This window comes from Jannaschia sp. R86511, from assembly GCF_042466345.1.
Classification (GTDB): Bacteria; Actinomycetota; Actinomycetes; order Actinomycetales; family JBBAYJ01; genus Aquipuribacter.
This window is the reverse complement of record NZ_JAXHCD010000001.1, coordinates 1,992,402-2,016,143: the sequence shown is the minus strand read 5'-3', so window position 1 is coordinate 2,016,143 and position 23,742 is coordinate 1,992,402. Positions and strand designations below refer to the sequence as shown.

Genomic DNA, 23,742 nt, shown 5'->3' with positions numbered 1-23,742 from the left:
GCCGGGGCGCTGGGCGGCTACGTCGTGCAGCTGGCGGTGGCGCTCGGCGCGTCCCGGGTGACCGGCGTCGACGCGGGCGACCGGCTGGACCTGGTCCGCGCGGCCGGCGCGACGGACGTTCTGCGACTACCGCCGCGAGGACGTCACTCGCCGCCCCGTGCGCCACGACCTCGTGATCGACGTGGCCAGCACCCGGCCGTTCCGCGACTGGCGGCGGGTGGTGCAGCCGGACGGGGGCTACGTGCGGGTCGGGCACGACCACTACGGCCAAGGCATGAACCGGATCACCGGCAGCATCGGGCCGGTGCTGGCCATGACGGCGGCGTCGCTGGTGGATCCACAGCTGCCCCGCCCACGCCGGTCGACGCCGCGGGCCGAGCGGCTGACGCGGCTGGCGGGCCTGGTCGCCGACGGTCGACTACGACCCCTGGTCGACCGGACCTACCCGCTGGCCGAGGTGGTCCCGGCGCTGCAGCGGCTGCAGGCCGGGCAGGCGCGGGGGCGGCTGGTCCTGACGGTCTGACGCGACCGTCGGTTCAGGCCTCAGGACTCAGGGCTCGGAGCCGGTGAGCGGGTCCTCGCTGTCGGCGGGCGAGGCGGCCGGGTCCGGCGGGACCGACTCCACCACCGGCGGGCCGGTCTCGGCGTCGGTCGGGTCGACCTCGTCGCCACTGCACGCGCCCAGCAGAAGCGCGGTGCCGAGCACCGCGGCCACGGTCGCGGCGGGTCGGACCGGCGCGCGCCGGCGGCTTGGACGGGTGACGGTGGCGGGGCTCGGCTCCATCGACCGACCGTGTCACAGCGTCGCCGCGGTCGCCCGTTCGTGCACGGGTGGCCCGTGCGCGCGTCAGGCCGGCGCGCGTCAGGCCGGCGCGCGTCAGGCCGGCGCGCGTCAGGCCGGCGCGCGTCAGGTCAGCGGCACTGCCTCGGGCCGCTCGACCGTGCTGCGGACCGTCACGGCGGCGCCGCTCGCGGTCGAGGCGATGACCGACTCCATGACGTCGAGCACGTGGAAGGCCAGGTCGCCGTCGGCCCGGTGCCGCCGGCCCGCGGGCGTGCCCGCCAGGTCGGCGAGCCCGATGCCCCGGCCGGCGTCGACGTACCCGGCGCTGACGGGCAGCGCCCGCCACCCGTCGTCGCGCTGGTCCAGGGTGCAGACCTCGACGTCGCCGGCGAAGTAGTTGGGGTCCGGCACCACGAGGCTGCCGAGCTCGCCGTGCACCTCGATGTTCGACGACCGGGTCGCGACCGCGTCGAAGCTCATCACCAGGGTCGACAGCGCACCCGAGGCGTGGACCAGCACCGCGGTGACGTGCGTGTCGGTGCTGACGGGCACCTGCTCCCCCGCCCGCGGCCCGGAGCCGATGATGCGCACGTCCCGGGTCCGGCTGCCGGCGCCGACCACCGAGTCGACCGGGCCGAGCAGCGTGACCAGCGTCGTCACGTAGTACGGCCCCATGTCGTACAGGGGGCCGCCGCCGGGCACGTAGTAGAAGTCCGGGTTCGGGTGCCAGCGCTCGTGACCGGGGGTGAGCATGGTCGCGGTGGCCGAGATCGGGGCACCGATCATGCCGTCGTCGATGGCCTTGCGTGCGGTCTGCACCCCGGTGCCAAGCACGGTGTCCGGGGCGCACGCCACGAGCACGTCGGCCGCGCGCGCCGCCTCGAGCACCTGCGCGGCCTGCTCGGTAGTGGCGGCCAGCGGCTTCTCGCCGTAGACGTGCTTGCCGGCGGCCACCGCCCGCAGCGCCACCTCGGCGTGGGCGGCGGGCACGGTCAGGTTGAGGACGACGTCGACGTCGTCGGCGGCGAGCAGCTCGTCGACCGTCAGCGCCCGCACCCCGGCCTGCGCGGCAGCGACGGCCTGCGCGCGGGCGGGGTCGAGGTCGGCGGCGGCCACGAGACGGACGCCGTCCAGCCGCGAGAACGTGTCGAGGTACTGGGCGAGGATGTTGCCGCAGCCGACGACGCCGACCCTCAGCGGCTGGCCCACAGCAGGCCCCTCTCGACCAGGGTGCGCACGTTGGGGTCGTCGAGGACCTCGACCCGGTGCCCGGGCGTGCAGACGAACACCCGCCCCTGCCCCCAGGACCGCGTCCACACCGCCGGCGAGGTGACCGGGCGGTGCCACGGGTCCCACTCGCGCACCGCCTGCGTGGTGGTGGCCAGCACGTCGACCAGGCCGTCGACCAGGCCGTCGGCCAGCACCCAGTACTGCTCGGTGACCAGGTCGAAGTCGTCGAGCCCGGCCGTGATCGGGTGCTGCGCGGCGGCGGGGGTCATGGTGATGCGGTGGGGCACGTAGTTGTCCGACTGCTCGCCGGTGCACTCGTCGGGGTGCTTGCCGGGGTGCCCGGCGAACTGCCCGCCGACCAGCTGCAGGTACTCGGCGTTGCTGCGGAAGGAGTCGACGATCCCGCCGTGCCAGCCCGCCAGGCCGGTCCCGGCCTCGACGGCCGCGCGCAGGCCGGCCACCTCGTCGGCCTCGATCGTCGTCATGGTCACGCACTGCAGGACCAGGTCGACGCCGGCCAGGTAGTCCGCCTCGGCGTACACACGGGTGGAGTCCTCGACCCGGACCTCGTAGCCGTGGGACTCCAGGTACGGGATGAACCGGTCGGTGGCCTCGACCGGCTGGTGGCCGTCCCAGCCGCCGCGCACGACGAGGGCTCTCTTCTGTGTCACGGGGGTGCCTTCCGTCGGCGAGGTGGGTGTCGGGTGCGAGCTTCGACATCGTTTTCTATCGCAGCGGCGGGCGGGCCTGCACCTGGGGGCGGCGCAAGGACACACCTGGTGCCGGGACGCACCCGCTCGTCGACCCGGTCCCCCTCACGGACCGGACAGGACCTCGACATGGTGCGGTCGGGCGCCGACGACGGCCCCGAGCGGGATCGTGGAGTCGAAGGTGACGAGGCGACCGCCGTGGCGGACCGCGAGCGCGAGGAGGTAGGCGTCGGTGACCTGCCGGGGGCCGAGCAGCGCCGCCGGAGCCAGCACCCGGGGATCGGTGAGGCTCTCGTCGTCCGGCCAGAAGGCGTGCGACTCGTCGGCCGTGGCCTCCGCGAGCCGCAGCAGGGCGTCCGCGGTCGTGACCGGGCTCGGGTACCGGGGCTGGCTGATGACGCGGACGAACCCGTTCTGCGTGATGGGGCACGAGGCCCAGCCGTCGCCGAGCCCGGAGACGACGAACGCCTGCGCGGTGCGGTGGTCGACGTGATCCCGGTCGAACAGCGCCAGGAGCACGTTGACGTCGAGCAGCGCTCTCACACGCCCTCCTGCTCCCGCAGCGCGTCGATCAGCTCGTTGCTCACCACCCGGCCCCGGGCGGGGAACGGACGGAACGGGCCCGACGGCACCGCCGTCGGTTCCCCCTGGGGGATGGCCGGGCTGGTGAGGGACTGCCGCGCCAGGTCGCTGATGACGGCCCCCAGCGAACGACCGGTCCGCCGGGCGCGTTCCCGGGCCGCAGCGAGGACGTCGTCGTCGATGGTCAGCGTGGTGCGCACGCATCTGATGCTATGACATCGATCCTACCGACGACTCAAGGACCGAGCTCGCGCTGCCGCCCGTCGAACAGCTCGCGCACGGACCCGCTGTCGATGACGCTGTCGCCGATCTCGACCAGGGGCGAGGGGGCCCGGTCAGGAAGCGCCAGCAGCCTCACCGCGTCGTCGTACGGGGACGGCGCGGCGCCGGGCGGCTGCAGCCGCAGCGAGGTCTCGCTGACGTGGTCCGACACCTCCGCCAGCGGTGCGCCCGCGTCGACGAGCACCGGGGCCCCACCGGCGTCCTCGTGCAACGGCAGGTAGCCGGCCGCGCGCAGCCGTTCCAGCGTGCGGACGGCCGGGACGTCCGACACGACCACGCCGGCGGCGAGCAGCCGCAGCCCCAGCGCGCGCAGCCGGGAGTCCGCGGCGACCTCGGCCAGCAGGGCGTGGTCCTCGGAGCGCAGGTAGCAGGCCGCCTCCCCCAGGCGCAGCACCCCGTGACGCCGGGCCGTGTCCCGCAGCAGGTACTGCAGCGGCTGCGGCACCTCGCCCTCCGCGACGGACGCCAACGCCCCCAGCAGCCCGTCGACCCCGTGCCCGGCGTCCAGGGCCGTGGCCACCGACCGCGCGTCGAACCGCCAGGTGGTGGCCTGGTCGCTGGACTCCCGGACGGCCATCAGGTCGAGCACCCGGGCCAGCCGCTCCGACGGATCACCCAGGACCACGGCGGTCAGGTCCGCCTGGAGCCGCGCGGTCCCCGCGGCCGAGCCCAACCACCGCCCGAGGACGACGACGGCGTCGTCGGTCCCGCCCAGCAGGGCGTGGCCCAGGCTGGACAGCGTCCCGGCCCCGGTGACCCCGAGCACGGTGGCCTCCTCCAGCGCCCCGGCCACCAGGTCGCCGCCGTCGCCGCCTCCCAGCCTCACGGGGGCCACCCAGGCGCACAGCCGCACGAGGTCGCCCGGGTCGACGGCGGCCCGGTCCGGCTCTGCGGCCAGCACCCGCAGCAGCACGTGCTTGCTGCCGCTGAACGTCAGGTGCGACGCGGGCCACCACGTGGTCCCGGGGTCGGCGAGCACCTCCTGCTGCAGGCCGAGCCAGGTGAGGACGACCTCGGCGTGGCGCTGCGCGGGCGGCAGCCCGGCCCACCGGGACGCCTGGGCGGTGGGTGACAGCCGCTCGTCCAGGTGAGCGACGAACCCCGCGGCGAAGGCCAGCGCGACGGCGAAGGTGACGTGAGCGGGCTCGGCGCGCAGCAGGCCGGCCAGGCGCGCCCGTTCCCGCTTGCCCAGGGTGCCGTCGCGGTTGAGCCGCAGCGGGGCGCGGCCGGCCTCGCGGACCAGGTCGGTGATCAGCCGCAGCGACCGGATCGCGGCCGCGGCGGCGTCCCGGTCGACCTGCTCGCGGGCCAGGGCGGTGGTGGGCAGCGGGGGTTCCTGCCAGTCGAAGGGAGGCCGCCACAGGTCGCCGCGCAGGGCGATCGTCACCTCGGCCGGCAGCTGGTCGGGGCCGAGACGGTCGGCGTCGGTCAACCCGCGCTGCACCAGCCACTCGCCCGGGCCCCGTCGGACGCCGTAGGTGGACCAGTCCAGGGCGACCGTCCCGTCCCCGGCCACCGCGTCCGCGAGCAGCCGCCGGTCCGCCATCGGCGCGTCGACCAGCGCCCGGTGCAGCCGTTCACCGTCGGTCAGGACGGCCGCCAGGCGCTCGACCAGGGCGACCTTGTCGCCGTCGGTCAGCTCACCCCAGGCGTCGAGCGCCGCGCGCAGCCGGTCGTTGGTGCGCCAGCCGAGCACCTGCAGCACGGGAGGGCCGAGGCCGTACGGGGTCCACCGCTCGGCGAGGCCGTCGGCGAGGCAGCCGCAGTCCTCGCGCAGCAGCAGGTGGTCCAGCAGCTGCAGGCACGCCTCGAGGGCCTCGAGCTCCGCGGCGCTGGTCAGGCGCAGGAACCGCGGCAACGTCGTCGGGTCGTCGTGGCACCCGATGAGCACCAGGGCGCGTGCGACCTGCAGGGTCGGGGTGTCCAGGGTCCGCACCGCTCGTTCCAGCGAGGCGTGGTGGCTGAGCCGGGCGGCGACCTCGTCGAGCGAGCGCGGGTCGGTGGGACCCAGCACGTCCCGGCGGAGCGCGAGCAGCCCGGCGAGGGCCTGGGGGTCCAGCTGGCGCAGGTCCTCGGCGGTGACGGCCACGGGGACGAGCATGCCGGGTGGGCCGGGTCGGGAACCACCGGCACCGGGCCTGTGGACGGCGCCGAGCGGAGGTGGACGGGCAGGCTCGGCGGGAGCGCCCCGCATGCCCCGCGGGCCGGCCGGGTACCCCTCGACCATGGCCGACACCGCGATCTTCGACGTCGACGGCACCCTCGTCGACACCAACTACCACCACGCCCTGGCCTGGTCCCGGGCCTTCGGTCGCTACGGCATCACCCTGCCGATGTGGCGCATCCACCGCGGCATCGGCATGGGCGGGGACCGGTTCGTGCCCGAGATCGCCGGCCGCGAGGTCGAGCAGGCGCACGGCGACGACCTGCGCGCGACGTGGTCGGAGGAGTTCGACCGGCTGATCGGCGAGGTCCAGCCGTTCGAGGGCGCCCACGAGCTGCTGGCCGAGGTCAAGGAGCGCGGCTTCCGCCTGGTGCTGGCCAGCTCGGGCAAGGCCCAGCACGTCGAGACGTTCCTCGACCTGTTCGACGGCAAGTCGTTGGCCGACGGCTGGACCACCTCCGACGACGTCGAGGTCAGCAAGCCGCAGCCCGACCTGCTGTCCACCGCCCTGGCCGCGGTGGACGGGGCCAGCGGCGTGATGGTGGGCGACTCGATCTTCGACGCGCAGGCCGCCGCCCGGCTCCAGATGCCCACCCTGGGGGTGCGGACCGGCGGCTTCTCGGTGGGCGAGCTGCACGAGGCCGGCGTGCTGCAGGTCTTCGACTCCCTCGTGGCGTTCCGGCAGGCCCTGGACGGGACCCCGCTGGCGCGCGCGAGCCGCTGAGGCGGTGACCGAGCAGACCGGTCTGCACGTGCACTCCAAGGCCCACGCGGAGCAGGTGCGACCCGTGGCCGTCGACCGCGTGGGACCGCTGCTGGGGCGTGTCCCGCCGTCGCCAGCTGGACGCCGCGGGCGACGCTCCCGTGGTCTGGACCGTGGCCGAGCCGGGCGCCGCGGCCGTGATGCGGCGGATCCTGGCCCGCGCGGAGATCGACGGCATCACGATAATTCACGTCCCGATGGGAGCAGCACCATGACGGCGACCCCCGAACCGGACTCGGTGATGGCCACGTGGGGCCCACGCCCTGCCGATGCCGCCCGCACCTCCCGGTTCCTGCGCGCACTGCAGGACCTGCCCGGCTGGCGCCCCCTCCACCTCGTGACGGAGGAGCGCCCCGCGCGGCTCGTGCCGCTCGACCTGGACGAGGAGGCCGTGGCCGCGCTGCTAGTCGAGCAGCGCGACGAGGACGACTTCGGTCGGCCCATGCCCGGCACGGGTTCGAGCTTCCACGTCTGGAACGGCGTCGAGGGCGACGGCCACCTGACCTGCTACCTACGGGTCGGGACCGCCAACCCGCGCCTGGGCGACGTCGTGTCGGCCGAGGTCGCCCTCCTCCCGGGCGCCGGGGACCCGGCCGCCGACCTGCTGCGCGTCATGGTCGACGTCTGGCGACCCGACCACGCCTGGGCCGGCCCCATCGACCTCAGGTTCAGCCAGGGCGCCCGGGGGGCCGACACGGTCGGTCGCCTCACGTACGTCCCCCACCTCGAGCCGATCGCGGACCTGCCCGAGCTCGTGAGGGCCGAGGCGTTGGCCGACGGGACCCTGCTGACGATCGACGCGGTGGGTGACGAGCTGGCGGGGTGGCGGGTCGCCTGCGAGAGGCGCTGGGGCGACGGCCGAGGACCTGAGCGGCTCAGCGGTCGGTGCTCGACTTCTCGGCCGGGTCGCCCACGGGGACCAGGGCGAGGCCGGCGGCGACGGCACCCAGGACCAGACCCGGCAGGGTGTGGGGCCAGCTCGCCCCGGCGGCCGCGCGCGCCTGCCCACGGCGGAAGACCCACCGCTCGGCGGCGACCACCCCCGCCACCCCACCGACCACGGCGACGGCAGCGACTGCGCCCGCGACGACCTTCGCGCGCACCGGCATCGGGTCCGCGTCGGCGGCGGCCTCCACGACGTCGCGGCGCGCACGGCGCATGTCCTCCAGGCCGGCGCGGTACTCCGGCAGGGACGTCGCGGCGATCACGGCCGTCAGACCCGCCTTGGCCCAGCCCCGCGCCGCGCGCGAGGCGATGACGTCGGGGGTGGCGTAGTAGGCCGCGGTGGCGGCGCCGGTCACCAGGGCGGGCAGGACGCGGGACGACAGCGAGGTGGCCATCCGGGATCTTGTCACGCGCGAGGACCGTGACGACGGCTCCCCGGGGGCCGCCGATCCCGCGCCGGTGGACTTGCCCCCGCCGGGCGCACCCCGGAGCCACACGCGAGGATGCGGTATGTCGACCACGGACGCCCCCGCCGCCCCGAACGCGCCCGCGGCCCCGCCGGCCCGCGCGCACACCGAGGTGGGGGTCGAGGAGCCCGAGTACGACCTGACGGAGCCGCTGGACCCGGACATGGCTGGCGTCTTCCGCGACCTGCCCGCCGCCGACGTGGCCTACCGCGACCGGGCGCGCGCGTTCGTGCAGGACGAGGTGCTGCCGGTCATCGACGGCTTCTGGGACCGCGCCGAGTACCCCGTGCACCTGCTGCGCCGCCTCGGCGAGCTGGACCTGGTCCGCGACGGGGTCGACGTGCCCGGCCGGCCGCCGATGAGCCTGCTGGCCGCGTGCGTGGTGCAGCACGAGCTGAGCCGGGGCGACGGCTCGGTGGCCACGATGGTGGGGGTGCAGGGCGGTCTGGCGCTGCGGTCAGTGGCGATGCTGGGCTCCGACGCCCAGCGCGAGCGCTGGCTCGAGCCGCTCGCCTCGGCCACCGAGCTCGGGGCGTTCGCGCTGACCGAGCCCACGCACGGGTCGGACTCGGTGAGCCTGGAGACCCGGGCGAGGACGGTCGACGGCGGCTACGTGCTGGACGGGCAGAAGAAGTGGATCGGCAACGGCTCGGTCGGCGGGGTGACGGTGGTGTGGGGCCGCGGCGACGACGAGAAGGTCCACGGCTTCCTCGTCCCGCAGCAGGCGCCCGGATACGACGGGCGCACCATCGAGGGCAAGGTCGCGCTGCGGGCGATCTGGCAGGCGCACGTCCGCCTCGACGGGGTCCGGCTGGACGCGGACGCCATGCTCCCGGGCGGCGAGAGCTTCGCGGACGCGGCGCGCGTGCTGGCGGCCACGCGCCTCGGCGTCGCGTGGTCGGCCCTCGGGCACGCCACCGCCTGCTACGAGTCAGCGGTGCACTACACCCGGCAGCGGGTGCAGTTCGGCCGCCCGCTGGCCGCCGCCCAGGTGGTGCAGGAGCGCCTGGCCCGGATGCTCAGCCAGCTCACGTCGCTGCAGACCCTGTTGATGTCGCTGACCCGGCTCGCCGAGGACGACGCCATCCGCGGTGCCCAGGCCTCGCTGGCCAAGTACACCGCCACCCGCACCGCCCGCGAGATCGCCTCCGAGGCCCGCGACCTGCTGGGTGGCAACGGCATCCTGCTGCGTCATCGCGTCGTCCGGCACTTCGCTGACATCGAGGCCATCCACACCTACGAGGGCACCGAGACGGTCCAGGCGCTGATCGTCGGACGCGACATCACGGGGATCTCGGCCTTCGCGTAGGGCGTCGGCCGTCAGCCCTCGACGCGCATCTCCCCCAGCTCCGACCAGCCGTCCGCCTCGACGCTCTGGCTGACGATGTCCGGCGTCCGCGCCAGGTAGGCCGGCAGCTCGGCGGTGGCCGTGGCGAAGTGCTCGGACTTCACGTGCGCACCGCCCGCGTCGCCGTCGCGGAACGCCTCGACGAGGACGTACACGGTCGGGTCGTCGAGCGAGCGGGACCACTCGAACCACAGGCAGCCGGGCTCGGCGCGGGTCGCCTCGGTGAAGGGGCGGGAGAGCTCAGGCCAGTTGTCGGCGTGCTCGGGCTTCACGGGGAACTTGGCGGTGATGAAGATCATCGGGGCCTCCTCGGGCGGGGGTGACGGCGGTCGCGGGACGGGTGCGGGCGTCACGACGGCGCGCAGCCAGCCGCCCGGGACCCGGACCGGTGACCCAGCATGGCCCGGACGACCACCGCCGGCACGGTGGGCAAGATGGCGAACTTGGTGCCCGCCGACGCGGCAGAGCCGACCCGGACCAGCGGCCCGAGTACGCCGGCGACGGTCAGGTCACGCTTGGCGGATCAGGCGCCACGAGCCGCCAGCTGCTGGATCCATGCCTCGGTCTGCACCCCACGCTTGCGGTCGGCCACGACCCGCGCTCGCGCCGCCGCCACCCTCTCCTGCTGGCTCACGGGCTCGACGGTCGAGGTCGTCCGCACGGTCGCGCTCCGACGGATTCGCCGAGCACCGCCCTCAGCCTTGCGTGAGATGTCACCCACGAGTGCCCCGCCCTTCCGAACGACCGAACTTCAGTATGCGCCTTCTTCCGGCGGGGGGCGAGGGTGCCGAGAGGGAACGCTCGGTCGCCGCAGCGATCACATCAGCCTCGTGCTCCCCGGCCCATTCGCTCTCCCCCAGCGCTTCGAGCATCCGGTAGCCGGCCAGCCGGACGTCCGAGCGGTCACTGGTCGTCGCGTCCAGCGCCCAGTGCGCTCTCGTCCACCACTGCTGCTTGCGGTCGGAGCGTTCTCGCTGCCACCGGTCCCGACGGGCGACGGACACGGCCGCACCTCCTGCGATCACGGCGGCGAGGAGGGCAGCCAGCCCGCCCAGCCCCGGCGACAGCACGAACTCGCGCCACAGCGGCGTCACCGGCCCCGTCGTCGCGACAGCTGTCACCACGCCCAAGACCACCGGGGTGTTCATGCGACGGAAGTGTCCGCTGCGTGATGGTTCCTCATCCAGCCAGAGTGGCGCGTACCGGCGACACAACGCGACGTCCAGGCCATGGATGTCCGGCCGCCCGGCCACGCTTTCCCACCGCCCCGGGACTTGCCCCGGGGCCATGGACGGCGACAAGCCATCACGTCGCCGTCGTGCTGACCTTCTCCCGCACCAGCGTGCCGACCGCGTACGAGCCGACCACGGCCAGCACGATGCCGGTGACCGGGGGGATGAACCAGCCGTAGCGGCTGCTCAGGTACGCGGCCAGGGTCGCCACGGCGTAGACGGCGATGTTCTCCCACCTGACCACCGGGAACTCGTGCTCGAGCGGCTCGGGCATCCCTTGGCGCCAGTGGGCCAGGAAGTCGCCGATGATGACCCCGCCGATGGCGGGGATCAGGATGCCCAGCCACGACAGGTAGCCGATCAGGTTGTCGTAGATCGGGATCGCCATCAGCGTGCCGATGACCACCCCGCCGATCACGAACGGCTTCTTGGTGTTGGCGTTGAACAGCTCGGCGCCGGCGACCCCGAAGTTGTAGGCGGTGTTGTCGTTGGTGGTCCACAGGTTCAGGACCAGGAACACCAGCCCCCAGCCGATCAGGTTCAGGGCGAACAGCACCTCGACGAAGTCGCCGATGCCGAACGCGAGCGCGCCGATCCCGCCGAAGAAGATCATGAGCAGCTCGCCGAGGAAGAACGCGACCGCCGACGCGGCGAGCCCCTGTCGAGGGGTGCGGGCGAAGCGGGTCCAGTTGGGGGCCTGCGTGCCGCCGGAGGCGAACGTGCCGACGATGGCGGTGACCGCCACCGCGACGGTCATCTCCCCGGTGCCGACGACCGCGCCCAGACCGCCGGCCTCACCGATCTCGGTCAGCGACCGCCAGGTCACCCACCCCGCCAGGATCAGCAGCATCGGCACGGACACCGCCGAGAGCAGCTCCATCCCCCGGTAGCCGACGTAGGCCGTCGCGCCCATCACGGCGCCGCCCACGACGATCAGCACCCACAGCGTGAGCCGGCCGTCCCACCCGGTCGCCTGCTGGGTCAGCAGCGCCAGGGTCGCCACCGTGACGCCGTACCAGCCGATCTGGGTCCCGCCGAGCAGCAGCGACACCAGCTTCGAGCCGCCGGAGCCGAACGCGTAGCGGCTCATCACCACCGTGGTCAGTCCTGTCCTGGCCCCGATCGCACCCAGCGCCGAGACGTAGACCCCCAGGACGAGCGACCCGAGCAGGGCGACCAGCACGAAGTCGGCGAAGTCGAACGCCGGTGCGATCCCCGCTCCCGCCAGCATGGTGGGGGTGAAGAAGGTGAAGCCGAGCAGCACCACCCCGAGCGAGAGCACCGACTTGCGGGCGTGGGCGGGCACGATCTGCAGGGGGTAGTCGGGGTCGACCTTGGCCGTCGGGCTCGCGGTGCTGGTGGTCTCAGTCATCGCCGATGTCCTCGTTCCAGAGCGCCGGGTTGGTCGAGATGAAGTCGGTCATGAGGTCGACGCAGCGCGGGTCGTCGAGGATGTGGACCTCGACCCCGTGCTCGCGCAGCCAGTCGTGGCCGCCTGAGAAGGTGCTCGCCTCCCCGACCACGAGACGCGAGATGCCGAACTGGCGCACCAGCCCGGAGCAGTACCAGCACGGCGACAGCGTGGTCACCATGGTGGTTCCGCGGTACGTCCGCTGCCGACCGGCGTTGCGGAACGCGTCCGTCTCGCCGTGGACCGACGGGTCGTCGTGCTGGACCCGCCGGTTGTGACCCCGCCCGAGGACTTCGCCGTCGCTGCCGATCAGCGCGGCGCCGATCGGGATGCCGCCCTCGTCCCGACCGGCGACGGCTTCGGCGAGGGCGATGTCGAGCCAGGCGCGGTACTGGTCCGGGTCGCGCGTTGCCACGCCGCTCTCGGAGCCCTCGATAGATGGTGTGCTCGGCATGCGCGGCATCGTGCCACCGGGCGAGGGTTCGGTCGCCCGGCTGTCCGAGAACGTCACGTGCGCGAAACAGACACGTTTCACCGTGTCGTCGGGTCCTGCCCCGGACGATCCGACGCCTGGATGACACAGAGACGGTCCAGTCGACGCCCGGCCGCCTCGGCGCGCGTTCTTCGCCGTGGCCTCAGTCCCCCTCTGCGTCCCTCTCGGGCTCACTCTTGCGACGCCGAGCGGCTGCTTCCATGATCCCGCCCGTCACCTTCTCCGAAGCGGCGCGCGCTCGACCGAACGTACCGACACCGAACCTGCGGGCGTTGTCGACACCGTCCGCACCGGTCTCCAGCACCCGGTCGCGGACGTCGACCGCGGCGTCCCGCCACCGGCGAGCGTCCACCTGCTGGCGTCCCCGGTCCAGACCGAGTAGATCGCGGAAGTCCTCGACCGACGAGCCCACCTGGTTGCACGCCTTGACGATGTTCCGGGCGTCGAACGGGTTGAGGAGCACCTTGCTGTTGGCCAGCGACGAGGCCTTGTCCAGACGCTCCAGCAGGACGGCCGTGGCCCGCGCGAAGCTCTCGCGTCGCGCCGCCCGCCCCGCCCGCAGGCCACGGCGGTGCTGCTCCAGCTCGTCAGGGGACGCGTCGAGCACCCGGTCGAGCTCCAGCACGGCGAACGCGTCCTGCAGGTGAAAGCAGCGGGCGAGGACGGCGAGCCAGTCCCTCACCTTCGGCTCGGCCTCCTTGGAGGCCTGGGCGAGCTCGCCCATCCTCTCCTCACGTTCCAGCTTCTCGGCCAGGTCCTCGATCTGGCGGAGCGCGTAGGCCTGCGTCCGAGCGATGGTGAGGGCCGTCCCCTGCACCTTCGACCACGTGACCTCGGACACCCGACCCGTCTCCTCCCGGACGGCCATGGCCTCGTCGACGAGCAGCTCGACTCCGATCATGTCGCTCAGGACGGAGTCCTTCTGGGCGCGCAGGACGTCGTCGACCTTGGCGTCGATCACGGCGAGGTAGTCCGTGATCTCGTCCATGGTCTGCTGCATCGCGAGCTGGGCCATGATCCCGGCGGCGCCGGCGAGCATCGCCGGGTTGGTCAAGATGGTGGCGGCGCTGCTGGGGTTGACGATCTCGAGGAGACCGGAAATCTTGCCGTTCTTCGTGAGAACGGCACGACTGACTCCGACCTCCGAGCCCTTCATCATCGAGGCGGTGGACTGCTTCATGGCGGCGGCAGACTTCTCGGTCAGCTTGACCCAGCGGCCGGACTGCTCAGCGAGGGTGGACACGGTCTGGGCCGTCCCGGCGCTGAGCGCGAGGACCGACGAGAAGCGGGTCTTGCCCAGCGGCTTCGACGGGAGTCCCTCCGACGCCAGGAACAGCTCGACCGCTGCCGCGTCCCCGATCACGGCGACCCCGTCACCGTCGTTGATCAGGTGGATCTCGTCACTCATTGTTCTTCCCCTCGCCCCATGACGAGGCGCTCGCCCCGCACGTCGTGTGCAGTCTGCCCGGCCCTCGAACAGAACCGCAGTCCGTACGGACGGACTCCGCGGTGGTCCTGTGGGCTGGCGGGACAGCCGGCCCGTCTTGGCCCTGGCTGCCCTGGGGTGGTCACCGATCCCGAGGCTGCAAGCCCCTGGCAGCAGTCCCCAGCCTCCGCGTATCCACTTGACCTTCTTGAAGCTGTCGACGACCGCTCGCGTCTCAGGCGGCACCGCTGGCGAGCTGAGCCGCAGGGCCGATGCTGCCCACATCCTCAGACTCAGCACCGGCAAGGGCCGCCAGCGCCTGGTTGAGCAGCCGCTGGATGTTGGTCGCGAACGAATCGCACTCCAGGTTGATCTTCGTCGCGCTCTTGTGGATCGCGGTCGCGGTCTTCTGGATGTCGTCGATCCTGCTGAGCAGCTCGAGGGCCTCCGTGAGCTTCTCCTCCGCGGTGGCGATCTCGTTGGCTCCGCTGCGCGCGGCAGCGGTGACGCTGGCAGTGCGCAGCAGCATCACGACCGTACGGAGCAGGTCGGGGTCGCCGGAGACCGGGTCGAAAGCCATCACGATCCGACGGGCGCTGAGCACCCGGATGCTCTGGCCGGCGTTCTGCTCAGCCGTCGGTACCAGGCCCAGCGAGGCGCCCGCGGCGCGGTTGCGCTCCGCCTCGTCGAGGTAGCCGTTCCAGTTGGGGCGCTGGGAGTCGCTCATCTCCAGCACCACGCGGGCGCCGGCGTCGCCGACGGTGAGCAGTCCATCCCCCTTCTTACTCCGGAAGATGTTCCCTGCGATCGCGCCGGTGTCGGTGTACTCGTCGCCGAGGCCCGCCGCGATCGTGGCCATAACGGCATGAACGTCGTCCGCGTAGCTCGCGCCCTTCAACGGGGTGACGCTGGCGGTCTTCGACGTCGCGTGACGGGCAGCAGTCTGGACCTTTACCGCCGTGGCGAGCTCGTCGACCTTGCCGGCCAGCGCCTCGTGGTGCTTCTCGAGCGACTGGGCCAGGGACTGCTGCTGCAGGGTGAGTGCTGCGCTGTGCTTGGCCATGGGCGAGGTGGGATCGCTGGGGTCGAACTGCCGGGCGGCCTTCGCGAGCAGCTCACCGGTCTGGAGGGAGACCTTGGCGTCGAGATCGGTCGCGAAGGTGGCGAGCAGGGGCTGCAGCCGCGCGACAAGCTCGGGATTCTCCCCACCGAACAACCGCTCGAGCTCTCCCCGCAGGGTGGACTGTGCGGTGGTCACGGTCTCCTGGAAGCTGCGCCGGGTCTCGACGTCGGCGTCAGCGATCGACTTGCGGGCGAGCTCCGAGGCCGCGGTCATCGTTCTGCTCGCGTCGACGACAGCCTTGGCGGTCAGCGCTGCAGCCTCGCTGCTGGCGTTGCTGGTGCGGGTCCCCACCTCGGTGACGAGCCGCTCGAGGTCGAAGGTGTCCTGGGCGTTGCCGGCGACAGCGATCGCAGCGGCGCCCACGCCGAGAGCCTGACGGACGAACGGAGCGAGGTCGGCCTCGGTGATCGCCTCGAGGGCGACGACGTCACCCCGCGAACCGGAGGACCACCGCCTGGCCTCCGCGACGACTCCCGCGTCGTTGATCGCGAGGTTGTCGATGACGAGCGTTGAGCTCTCGGCGTCGAGACGGGCGCGAAGGGTCTGGTGCATGTGAACCTCCTGGGCGTTGGTCGCCGCGAGGGTCGCGGCCGGTGCCATGACCATGCGACCCACGACGACTTGAAGCGGGATACGACAGCGATAAGGGGGATTATCACTATTACGAAGCGGATGGGGAGATCCCCGGCTACGGTCTCGACGCAAGCCGCCGTCGTGAAGGGAGCGCCACATGAACCTGCAACTCTCTCTCCCCGACGTCGCCCGGCTGGCGGGTGTGCAGCGCCCCGTCGTGTCCATGTGGCGCCGGCGGTACGAAAACGCCGAGCGTCCGTTCCCTCGCCCGGTGGCGCGAGTGAGCAACCGGGAGCGCTTCGACGCGGACGAAGTCGTGGGGTGGCTGGAAGCCACAGGGCGCACGCACGGCCGCGACATGCGCGCAGATGTCGCGGTGCATGCCATGCCGATAGGGCTGACGCTCTCGAGCGACCCCGCGGCCCTTGACGGGCTGACCGCCTTAATCGCCCTCAAGGCCGCCACCGACACGGCACTCGACGGCCTCACTGTCCAGCAGCTGACAGCTTTGGCGGCCAGCGTCGACCCTCGAGACACTCACTTGCTCCGGGAGGTCGACGGCCTTGGCGCCAAGGCGGCCAGCGTGGCCGCCTACGCCGACGAGCTTGTCGACGCGGCCTATAGCCCCCGTGACGCCCTCGAAGGGCTGCTCGCAGAGCGCTTCCGCCACGACGCGACCGACCTCATCGCGTCATCACTGACACCCGGCGTGCACAACCTCGTCGTGGCTCTCGTCCGTGGGCTGGGGGTGCTCCAGGGCACAGAGAACCCTTCCTTCCTTGACCCCACCGGCGTCGGCAGCGACCTCCTGCTCAGCGCCGTCGACGCGGCAGGGGACGTGCACCCCGACGTCTTGGTATCGGCGAGCGAACACCACGCAGCGCGGCTGTTCCGCCGCCGTGCCGCAGCCCGAGGGCTGCTCCTTACCCCCGCCCCCGCAGCCCTGGACGACGCTCAGACCTGCTTGATGCTGGCCCACTACCCCGTCGTTGGCAGCCCCCAGATGACTCCTCTGGAGATCCTCGATGCCATAGACGAGCTCGTCGTGTCGATGGCGGACCACCACTACGCCGTGGTGGTCGCCCCGGCAGCGGTGCTGGTCGACCGTCTCCGTGACCGCGAGACGCGAGCAGTGCGCGAACATGTCCTACGCGCTGGTCGAATCCGCGCCGCTATGCGGCTCCCCGCAGGCTCGGTGACCCAACGCCCACGGGAGTCCCTGGCCATCTGGGTCTTGGGAGAGGACCCGACCGACGCAGTGCTTGGCGACCGGACTGTCGCCGTCGGCCACCTACCGTCGCCGTCACTCTCCAGAACCGCTGTCACCGCAATCGTCGACGACGTGGTCGCGTCAGCGTCCACCCTTGCCGGAGCGCACCACTACACCCACCTCGCCCTCGTGCGCACCGCCGCGCTCCTCGCCAGCGGCGGCTCACTCATCCCCACCCGGCGCGCTCCCGGCAGGATGCTTCGGTCGCCGGCTGACCTCACCCTTCAAGTCACGGCGCTCTCGACAGCGAAGACCTTCGAGGCCCCTCTTGCCGGCCTTCGAGTCGAGCCAGGCTTCGAGTCGCGTGCGGCGCTCACGACCACGCTTGCCGAAGCAATCGAAGCGGGCATTGTTCGAGCCATCAGCGGCAACCGGACCGGCTTCGACCTCGTCACCAACGGCAGCGTTCCAGTGCTGGGAGTCCTCGAACTCACCGGCAAGGCCGCGAACGGGTCGCGGCGCGTGGACCGCCTTTCGTTCCTCGGCGCGCACTCCTCCTCCCGGCTGACCGAGCCGGGTGACGTCGTCTTCTGCACAGCGCCCTGCCCACGAGCCGTCGTCGACACCGAAGGCGGCTCAGCGGTCCAGTACCCGGCCCGGATCCTCCGTGTGGATCGGGACAAGGGGGAAGGCTCAAGTCCCTGGGTGATCGCCTCGACGATCGCCTCCCAACCGCCGGAGGCCCGCGACTGGCGCCGATGGACCGTGCCCGTCCTCCCACCGACCCGAGTACCACCGACCTCTCAGGCACTCGCGGCCATCGAGGCCCAGCGACGCGACCTCCAGCGACGACTAACCGACCTCGACACCCTCACCGACCTGGTGATCGCCGGCGTCAGCAGCCACGCGCTAACCCTGCACCCGACAGACTCCCCCGAGCACCCCCAGAAGGAAGGCATCTGATGCCCCCCAAGAAGAAGCGGGACGACACCCTCCCGTCGACCATGAAGGAGCTTAAGGACACCCTGTGGAAGGCCGCGGACAAGCTCCGCGGGTCCATGGACGCGTCCCAGTACAAGGACGTTGTCCTCGGGCTGGTGTTCCTCAAGTACGTCTCGGACTCCTTCGACGAGCGCCGCGCCCAGATCGCTGCCGAGCTCGCCGCAGACGGCTGGGACGAGACCCAGATCGCCGGCCAGCTCGACGACATCGACGAGTACACCGGTAGCGGCGTCTTCTACGTCAGCAAGCACGCCCGCTGGACCTACCTTGCCCAGCACGCCAAGGGACTGCCCGCCGCGATGGGACAGCCCTTCAAGCCCGTCGGCGAGCTCATCGACGACGCGATGGACCTCATCATGGGCACCAACCCCTCACTGGCCGGAACGCTCCCGCGCCTCTACAACCGCGACAACGTCGACCAGCGGCGCCTCGGTGAGCTGCTCGACCTGCTCAACTCCGCCCGCTTCACCGGCGAGGGCGCCTCGAAGGCGCGCGACCTCCTCGGCGAGGTGTACGAGTACTTCCTGGAAAAGTTCGCGAAGGCGGAGGGCAAGCGCGGCGGCGAGTTCTACACCCCCGCGGGTGTCGTCCGGGTGCTCGTTGAGGTCCTTGAGCCTACCCGCGGCCGCATCTACGACCCATGCTGCGGCTCGGGCGGCATGTTCGTGCAGACGGAGAAGTTACTCGAGGCCCACCAGAGCGAGGGCTCCGACATCGCCGTCTACGGCCAGGAGTTGAACGAGCGCACCTGGCGCATGGCCAAGATGAACCTCGCCATCCACGGGCTGGAGAGCAAGGGCCTCTCCGGCCGCTGGGGCGACACCTTCGCCCACGACAACCACCCGGACCTCTCCGGCGCGAACGGTGCCGACTACGTCCTGGCGAATCCGCCCTTCAACATCAAGGACTGGGTCCGCCGCACCGACGACCCACGCTGGAAGTACGGCGTTCCCCCAGCTGGCAACGCCAACTACGCCTGGATCCAGCACATCCTCAGCAAGCTCGCCCCGGGCGGCAGTGCGGGCGTCGTCATGGCCAACGGCTCCATGAGCTCCAACTCCGGAGGCGAAGGTGACATCCGCGCGCAGATCGTCGAAGCCGACCTCGTCTCCTGCATGGTCGCTCTGCCGACCCAGCTGTTCCGCAGCACCGGCATCCCGGTGTGCCTGTGGTTCTTCGCTAAGGACAAGACCAAGGGAGCAGGCGGTTCCGTCGACCGCTCCGGTCAGGTGCTGTTCATCGACGCGCGCAACCTCGGCACCATGGTCGACCGCGCCGAGCGCGCGCTGGCCGACGAGGACATCACCCGGATCGCTGACACCTTCCACAGGTGGCGTGGTACGGCCTCCGCCACGGGCGAGTACGACGACGTGGCCGGGTTCTGCAAGAGTTCGACCTTGGCCGACATAAAGGCCAGCGATTACGCCCTGACCCCTGGTCGGTACGTAGGTGCGGCTGACGCCAAGGACGATGGTGAGCCCATACACGCCAGGATCGAGCGGCTTTCTTCGGACCTGATTGCCCAGTTCGATGAGTCGTCCCGTCTGGAGCAGCATGTTCGTCAGCAGCTGGCGCGAATCCGATGAGCGCGGTGACCTTGGGAACCTTGGCAGAGCGAGGCGCCATAATCATCGGGGACGGATATCGCACTCGGCGGCCCGAGCTTTCCGGGTCGGGCTTCCGGATTCTGCGAGTCGCCGATGTCTTGAATGGGCGTATTGAGGCTCGCGGGCCTGACTTCGTCGCTGAGTCTTTCCGACGCCAGATCGGCGCGAAGGCGGCGCGAGCCGGAGACGTGCTGGTCACCACGAAGGGGACGGTCGGCCGAGTCGCGATGATGCCAGCACTCGCGGAGGAGGTTGTGTACAGCCCTCAACTCTGCTTCTTTCGCGTCACCGACCGAGATGTTGTCGATCCGCGCTTCCTCAGCTACTGGTTCGCATCGGAGGCCTTCCGCGAGCAGGCATCGCATCGAGCGAACAACACAGACATGGCGGCCTACATCAATCTGGCCGATATCCGGTCACTCGAGGTAAGCCTCCCGACGGTTGGAACGCAGCGAGCGATCGCGGAGGTGTTGGGGGCGCTCGACGACAAGATCGCGGCAAACGATGGGCTGGCAGAGACTGCCGATGATGTGGTCCGTGCCAAGTTTGAAGGCTTGGGGGGCACCGAGGGACGGCTCGCCCTGGGTGCTGTCGCTGAGAATGTAAGGGAAATGGTGGATCCCGCACTGATCCCGCCAAATACACTCTATGTCGGGTTGGAGCACATTCCACGTCGCCGCATGTGGATGGGCAGCGTGGGGCGGGCTGGTGAGGTGACGAGTGGGAAGGCAAGGTTTCACGCAGGTGACATCTTGTTCGGAAAACTACGACCATACTTTCACAAGGTTATCTCAGCGCCCGAGTCCGGTATCTGTTCAACGGATATTCTCGTCGTTCGCGCAACCGACCTGGACCTGCAAGGCTTCCTGCTCGCCGCCTGTGCCAGTGATCGAGTGGTTGAGGCTTGTACGGCAGCAAGTGAGGGCACCAGGATGCCTCGGACGAGTTGGAAGGACCTGGCGAAGGTCGACGTACCGTGGCCGAGCGAAGGCGCTGTTAAGTCTTTCAGTAGCGACGTTGTTGGGCTTCGAGCGCGGGTCGACGCAGCAACCGCGGAGAGCCGAGGACTTGCTGCTCTGCGAGACGCGCTACTGCCTGAGCTGATGTCGGGGCGACTACGCGTCAAGGATGCCGAGCGGATCGTGGAGGCGGAGGTCTGATGAGCAGCAACGTTCAGTTAAGCGAGGGCGACTGGGAGCAGCTCGCCCTGGAGGCTTTGGGCGAGCTTGGCTGGGAGCCCAAGGCAGGCGCAGCCATTGCCCCGGGCACCGGCGAGCGAGAGTCATGGAGTGACCTCGTCATCCACTCGCGGTTGCTCGAGGCGCTACAGAGCCTGAACCCGACGGTGCCGTTGGACCTGCTGCATCAAGCCGTGGCTCAGATCCTCACGCCGCGCTCGCAGGACGCCATCACCGAGAACCAGCGGATTCATGAGTGGGTAGTCGCGGGTTACAGGGGGTTGAGTTGGATTGATCAGGACGGCGTCGAGCAGAACCCGACATTGCGCCTGATCAGTGCGGACCCGGCGGAGAACAACTGGCTGGCCGTCAACCAGGTCACCCTGCTCGACCGTGACCACAAGCGCCGCTTCGACATCGTCTTGTACGTCAACGGGCTGCCCGTCGCGGTGCTGGAACTGAAAAAGGCGGGCAACGCCAAGGCCGACGTCGCTGCCGCGCACGCGCAGCTGCAGACGTACCTGCGTGAGTTCCCCATGGCGTTCCGCTTCGCTGTGCTCACCGTCGCCAGCGACGGCCTCTTCGCCCAGTACGGCACGCCCTTCACGCCGCTGAACCACTTCTCACCGTGGAACGTCGACGACGACGGCCGTCCCGTGCCTTTCGACCAAGAACTGGACGGCGTGTACACGACGGCGCTGGAGGTGCTGCTTTTCGGGATCGCGAACCAGGAGCGGTTCCTGCAGCTGCAGCGGGACTTCGTGGCGTTCGACGAGGGTGCCGGGGGCCTCGCGAAGCGCATCGCGAAGCCGCACCAGTACTTCGCCGTCACCAAGGCCGTGGCCAGCACCGTCCTCGCGGTTGAGAGCAACGGCAAGGCCGGCGTCGTCTGGCACACCCAGGGCTCGGGCAAGTCCATGGAGATGGAGCTCTTCGCCGCCCGCGTCGCGCGAGAGCCGAAGCTGCTGAACCCCACCATCGTGGTGGTCACCGACCGCACCGAGCTCGACGAGCAGCTCTTCGATGCCTTCCAGATGAGCAGGCTGCTTGCGAACAAGCCCCAGGCCGTGACCAGCCGGGAGCAGCTGCGGGAGGAGCTCACCCAGCGGGTCACCGGTGGCATCTACTTCACGACCCTGCAGAAGTTCTCGCGCAGCCAGGCCGAGAAGGAAGCGGGCGTCGACCACCCACAGCTGTCCGACAGGCGCAACATCATCGTCGTGGTCGACGAAGCCCACCGCAGCCACTACGACGACCTCGACGGCTACGCCCGCCACCTCAAGGACGCCCTACCCCGGGCGACCATGATCGCATTCACCGGCACCCCGATCTCCTTCGACGACCGCAACACCCGCGAAGTCTTCGGTGACTACATCGACATCTACGACCTCAGCCGAGCGGTCGACGACGGCGCCACCGTGCCCGTGTACTTCGAGCCCCGGCTCATCAAGGTCACCCTGGACGACGGAGTCACCGAGGAGGACCTCGACGAGGTCGCCGACGAGCTCACCGAGGGCCTCGACGACGTCGAGCGCGCACGCATCGAGCAGAGCGTCGCCGTCGTCAACGCCGTCTACGGCGCCCCGCAGCGGATCACCGCGCTCGCCGAGGACCTCGTCGCGCACTGGGAACAGCGCAGCGCAGCCATGCGCCCGTTCCTCGACGGACCCGGAAAGGCGCTGATCGTCGGGGCGACCCGCGAGATCTGCGCCAACCTATACGCCGCCGTCGTCGCCCTGCGGCCCGACTGGCACTCCGACGACATCGCCACCGGCCGGATCAAGGTCGTCTACTCCGGAACCCCGTCCGACGTCTCGCCTGTGGTCGAGCACGTGCGCCGGCCGTCGCAGAACAAGACAATCAAGGAGCGGCTCAAGAACCCCGATGACGAGCTCGAGATCGTCATCGTCAAGGACATGATGCTCACCGGCTTCGACGCGCCGCCGCTGCACACCCTCTACCTCGACCGGCCACTCAAGGGCGCGCTGCTGATGCAGACCCTGGCCCGGGTCAACCGGACCTTCCGCGGCAAGCAGGACGGCCTGCTCGTTGCCTACGCCCCGCTGGCCGAGAACCTGAAGAGCGCCCTCGAGGTCTACTCCGCCCAGGACCAGGCATCCAAGCCGATGGGACGCAGCACCGGTGACGAGATCCAACCGACCATCGAGCTCGTCGCGGCGCTCGGTGACCTGGTCGCCGGCTATGACTGGAAGACGATCTTTACCGACCGTCGCTCACGCGGCGATGCCCGCGCCTACCTCCACGCCGTGCAGGGAATGGTGAATCACCTCCGAGACCCCCGTACCGCGGGGAACCAAGTCGAGGAAGGCGAGGAGACCCTCGGCGCGGCCTTCCGTCGGCGCGCTCGGCTGCTGGCCCGCGCCTGGGCGCTGTGTGCGAACCACCCCGACGTCCAGGCCCTAAGGCCCGACGTCGCGTACTTCGAGGAGGTCCGGGTCTGGATGGCCAAACTCGACGCGGCTGATCGCCAGGCCCGCGGCGAGCCCGTGCCCGAGGACATCTCGCGGCTGCTGAGCCAGCTCATCGCGACCTCCACTGCGAGTGGGGACGTGCTGGACATCTACGAGGCCGCGGGGATGCCGAAGCCGAGCCTGATGGACCTGGGCCCGGCGTTCGTGAAGCAGACCCAGGAGGCGCCCAACCCGCACATCGCCATCGAGGCTCTGCGCGCGCTCATCCACGAGGAGTCCGCGAAGGCCACCGGGCACAACGCGCTGCGGCAGAGGGCGTTCTCCGAGCGGATCAACGACCTGATGCGCAAGTACACCAACCAGCAACTCACCTCCGCCGAGGTCATCGCCGAGCTGATCGAGCTGGCCAAGGAGGTCGTCGCCGAGGCCGCCCGCGGCCAGAAGTTCTCACCCCCGCTGGACGAGGACCAGCTCGCCTTCTTCGACGCCGTCGCCACCAACGAGTCCGCCGTCGACGTGATGGGGGAGGGTGTGCTCGCCGATATCGCCCGAGAGCTGGTCGCCGTCATGCAACGCGACATCCGCACCGACTGGACCGTCCGCGACGATGTCCGGGCCAAACTGCGGACGTCGATCAAGCGGCTGCTCGTCAAGCACGGCTACCCGCCGGACAAGCAGCCCGACGCCATCAAACTCGTCATGGAGCAGATGGAGTCCATGGCGCCGCGCTACTCCGTGCTCCGCCGGAATTCAACGGGTGCCTGACGCTTGACCCGGTAC

The 23,742-nt window shown here is 70.9% G+C and carries 20 protein-coding genes and 1 pseudogene; 8 read left to right on the top strand and 13 right to left on the bottom strand.

Features of this window, described 5'->3' with window-relative positions; genetic code table 11:
* Positions 1-130 precede the first annotated feature (130 nt).
* A pseudogene (locus SJY06_RS09545) lies at positions 131-523 on the top strand (zinc-binding dehydrogenase); the annotation flags it as partial.
* 27 nt (positions 524-550) lie between these two features.
* On the opposite strand, the gene SJY06_RS09540 reads toward SJY06_RS09545, so the two are convergent.
* The 6 genes from SJY06_RS09540 to SJY06_RS09515 form a co-directional block, all read right to left on the bottom strand.
* Positions 551-784, bottom strand: a complete 234-nt coding sequence (locus tag SJY06_RS09540; protein ID WP_380166943.1) for a hypothetical protein — start codon at positions 782-784, stop codon at positions 551-553.
* Positions 785-907: 123 nt separating this feature from the next.
* Positions 908-1,993, bottom strand: coding sequence for a Gfo/Idh/MocA family protein (locus SJY06_RS09535; protein ID WP_380166941.1), 1,086 nt, complete (start codon positions 1,991-1,993; stop codon positions 908-910).
* On the bottom strand, positions 1,978-2,685 hold the full coding sequence (locus tag SJY06_RS09530; protein WP_380166939.1) for a ThuA domain-containing protein: 708 nt from the start codon (positions 2,683-2,685) through the stop codon (positions 1,978-1,980). The genes SJY06_RS09535 and SJY06_RS09530 overlap by 16 nt, the downstream gene beginning before the upstream one ends.
* Before the next feature lie 144 nt (positions 2,686-2,829).
* On the bottom strand, positions 2,830-3,267 hold the full coding sequence (locus SJY06_RS09525) for a TA system VapC family ribonuclease toxin (RefSeq protein WP_380166937.1): 438 nt from the start codon (positions 3,265-3,267) through the stop codon (positions 2,830-2,832).
* Positions 3,264-3,506, bottom strand: a complete 243-nt coding sequence (locus tag SJY06_RS09520) for a hypothetical protein (RefSeq protein ID WP_380166935.1) — start codon at positions 3,504-3,506, stop codon at positions 3,264-3,266. Before SJY06_RS09520 ends, SJY06_RS09525 begins: the two co-directional genes overlap by 4 nt.
* Positions 3,507-3,541: 35 nt before the next feature.
* The gene (locus SJY06_RS09515) at positions 3,542-5,677 is read right to left on the bottom strand and encodes a helicase-associated domain-containing protein (protein ID WP_380166933.1); all 2,136 of its coding nucleotides are present in this window, start codon (positions 5,675-5,677) and stop codon (positions 3,542-3,544) included.
* A 136-nt stretch (positions 5,678-5,813) separates the two neighbouring features.
* On the opposite strand from SJY06_RS09515, the gene SJY06_RS09510 reads away from it, so the two are divergent.
* Positions 5,814-6,476 (top strand): HAD family hydrolase, encoded by a 663-nt coding sequence (locus tag SJY06_RS09510; protein WP_380166931.1) that lies wholly within the window; start codon positions 5,814-5,816, stop codon positions 6,474-6,476.
* A 98-nt stretch (positions 6,477-6,574) separates the two neighbouring features.
* Entirely contained in the window at positions 6,575-6,730 is a 156-nt protein-coding gene (locus tag SJY06_RS09505; RefSeq protein WP_380166929.1) for a hypothetical protein, read from the top strand.
* 660 nt (positions 6,731-7,390) lie between these two features.
* Here SJY06_RS09505 and SJY06_RS09500 read toward each other — a convergent pair.
* Positions 7,391-7,870, bottom strand: coding sequence for a hypothetical protein (locus SJY06_RS09500; RefSeq protein ID WP_380166927.1), 480 nt, complete (start codon positions 7,868-7,870; stop codon positions 7,391-7,393).
* Positions 7,871-7,970: 100 nt separating this feature from the next.
* Between SJY06_RS09500 and SJY06_RS09495 the strand changes: the two genes are divergently transcribed.
* The gene (locus tag SJY06_RS09495) at positions 7,971-9,236 is read left to right on the top strand and encodes an acyl-CoA dehydrogenase family protein (RefSeq protein WP_380166925.1); all 1,266 of its coding nucleotides are present in this window, start codon (positions 7,971-7,973) and stop codon (positions 9,234-9,236) included.
* Positions 9,237-9,247: 11 nt separating this feature from the next.
* Here the strand turns inward: SJY06_RS09495 and SJY06_RS09490 are convergent, their stop codons facing one another.
* The 6 genes from SJY06_RS09490 to SJY06_RS09465 all read right to left on the bottom strand — a co-directional run bounded on the left by SJY06_RS09490 (position 9,248) and on the right by SJY06_RS09465 (position 15,512).
* Entirely contained in the window at positions 9,248-9,574 is a 327-nt protein-coding gene (locus SJY06_RS09490; RefSeq protein ID WP_380166923.1) for a putative quinol monooxygenase, read from the bottom strand.
* Between the two features lie 414 nt (positions 9,575-9,988).
* On the bottom strand, positions 9,989-10,423 hold the full coding sequence (locus tag SJY06_RS09485) for a hypothetical protein (RefSeq protein ID WP_380166921.1): 435 nt from the start codon (positions 10,421-10,423) through the stop codon (positions 9,989-9,991).
* A 157-nt stretch (positions 10,424-10,580) separates the two neighbouring features.
* A complete protein-coding gene (gene codB, locus SJY06_RS09480; protein WP_380166919.1) occupies positions 10,581-11,879 on the bottom strand; it encodes a cytosine permease in 1,299 nt (432 codons plus the stop codon).
* Complete coding sequence (locus tag SJY06_RS09475) at positions 11,872-12,372, bottom strand: nucleoside deaminase (RefSeq protein WP_380166917.1); 501 nt, start codon at positions 12,370-12,372, stop codon at positions 11,872-11,874. The genes codB and SJY06_RS09475 overlap by 8 nt, the downstream gene beginning before the upstream one ends.
* Before the next feature lie 181 nt (positions 12,373-12,553).
* Complete coding sequence (locus SJY06_RS09470) at positions 12,554-13,819, bottom strand: hypothetical protein (RefSeq protein ID WP_380166915.1); 1,266 nt, start codon at positions 13,817-13,819, stop codon at positions 12,554-12,556.
* Positions 13,820-14,072: 253 nt separating this feature from the next.
* Complete coding sequence (locus SJY06_RS09465) at positions 14,073-15,512, bottom strand: Fis family transcriptional regulator (protein WP_380166913.1); 1,440 nt, start codon at positions 15,510-15,512, stop codon at positions 14,073-14,075.
* Positions 15,513-15,690: 178 nt separating this feature from the next.
* Here SJY06_RS09465 and SJY06_RS09460 point away from each other — a divergent pair, with 178 nt between their 5' ends.
* The 4 genes from SJY06_RS09460 to SJY06_RS09445 are packed head-to-tail and all read left to right on the top strand — an operon-like array spanning position 15,691 to position 23,727.
* Complete coding sequence (locus SJY06_RS09460; RefSeq protein ID WP_380166911.1) at positions 15,691-17,706, top strand: helix-turn-helix transcriptional regulator; 2,016 nt, start codon at positions 15,691-15,693, stop codon at positions 17,704-17,706.
* The gene (locus tag SJY06_RS09455; RefSeq protein ID WP_380166909.1) at positions 17,706-19,331 is read left to right on the top strand and encodes a type I restriction-modification system subunit M; all 1,626 of its coding nucleotides are present in this window, start codon (positions 17,706-17,708) and stop codon (positions 19,329-19,331) included. The genes SJY06_RS09460 and SJY06_RS09455 overlap by 1 nt, the downstream gene beginning before the upstream one ends.
* Positions 19,328-20,512 carry a restriction endonuclease subunit S gene (locus SJY06_RS09450; protein WP_380166907.1) on the top strand — a complete coding sequence of 395 codons (1,185 nt, stop codon included), beginning with the start codon at positions 19,328-19,330 and terminating at the stop codon, positions 20,510-20,512. Before SJY06_RS09455 ends, SJY06_RS09450 begins: the two co-directional genes overlap by 4 nt.
* Complete coding sequence (locus SJY06_RS09445; RefSeq protein WP_380166905.1) at positions 20,512-23,727, top strand: type I restriction endonuclease subunit R; 3,216 nt, start codon at positions 20,512-20,514, stop codon at positions 23,725-23,727. The genes SJY06_RS09450 and SJY06_RS09445 overlap by 1 nt, the downstream gene beginning before the upstream one ends.
* Positions 23,728-23,742 lie beyond the last annotated feature (15 nt).

Coding starts and splice junctions, on each gene's coding strand:
- SJY06_RS09470 (WP_380166915.1), bottom strand. CDS start 13,819: ATGAGTGACGAGATCCACCTGATCAACGACGGTGACGGGGTCGCCGTG.
- SJY06_RS09475 (WP_380166917.1), bottom strand. CDS start 12,372: ATGCCGAGCACACCATCTATCGAGGGCTCCGAGAGCGGCGTGGCAACG.
- SJY06_RS09455 (WP_380166909.1), top strand. CDS start 17,706: ATGCCCCCCAAGAAGAAGCGGGACGACACCCTCCCGTCGACCATGAAG.
- codB (WP_380166919.1), bottom strand. CDS start 11,879: ATGACTGAGACCACCAGCACCGCGAGCCCGACGGCCAAGGTCGACCCC.
- SJY06_RS09495 (WP_380166925.1), top strand. CDS start 7,971: ATGTCGACCACGGACGCCCCCGCCGCCCCGAACGCGCCCGCGGCCCCG.
- SJY06_RS09540 (WP_380166943.1), bottom strand. CDS start 784: ATGGAGCCGAGCCCCGCCACCGTCACCCGTCCAAGCCGCCGGCGCGCG.
- SJY06_RS09490 (WP_380166923.1), bottom strand. CDS start 9,574: ATGATCTTCATCACCGCCAAGTTCCCCGTGAAGCCCGAGCACGCCGAC.
- SJY06_RS09450 (WP_380166907.1), top strand. CDS start 19,328: ATGAGCGCGGTGACCTTGGGAACCTTGGCAGAGCGAGGCGCCATAATC.
- SJY06_RS09460 (WP_380166911.1), top strand. CDS start 15,691: ATGAACCTGCAACTCTCTCTCCCCGACGTCGCCCGGCTGGCGGGTGTG.
- SJY06_RS09465 (WP_380166913.1), bottom strand. CDS start 15,512: ATGCACCAGACCCTTCGCGCCCGTCTCGACGCCGAGAGCTCAACGCTC.
- SJY06_RS09510 (WP_380166931.1), top strand. CDS start 5,814: ATGGCCGACACCGCGATCTTCGACGTCGACGGCACCCTCGTCGACACC.
- SJY06_RS09445 (WP_380166905.1), top strand. CDS start 20,512: ATGAGCAGCAACGTTCAGTTAAGCGAGGGCGACTGGGAGCAGCTCGCC.
- SJY06_RS09485 (WP_380166921.1), bottom strand. CDS start 10,423: ATGAACACCCCGGTGGTCTTGGGCGTGGTGACAGCTGTCGCGACGACG.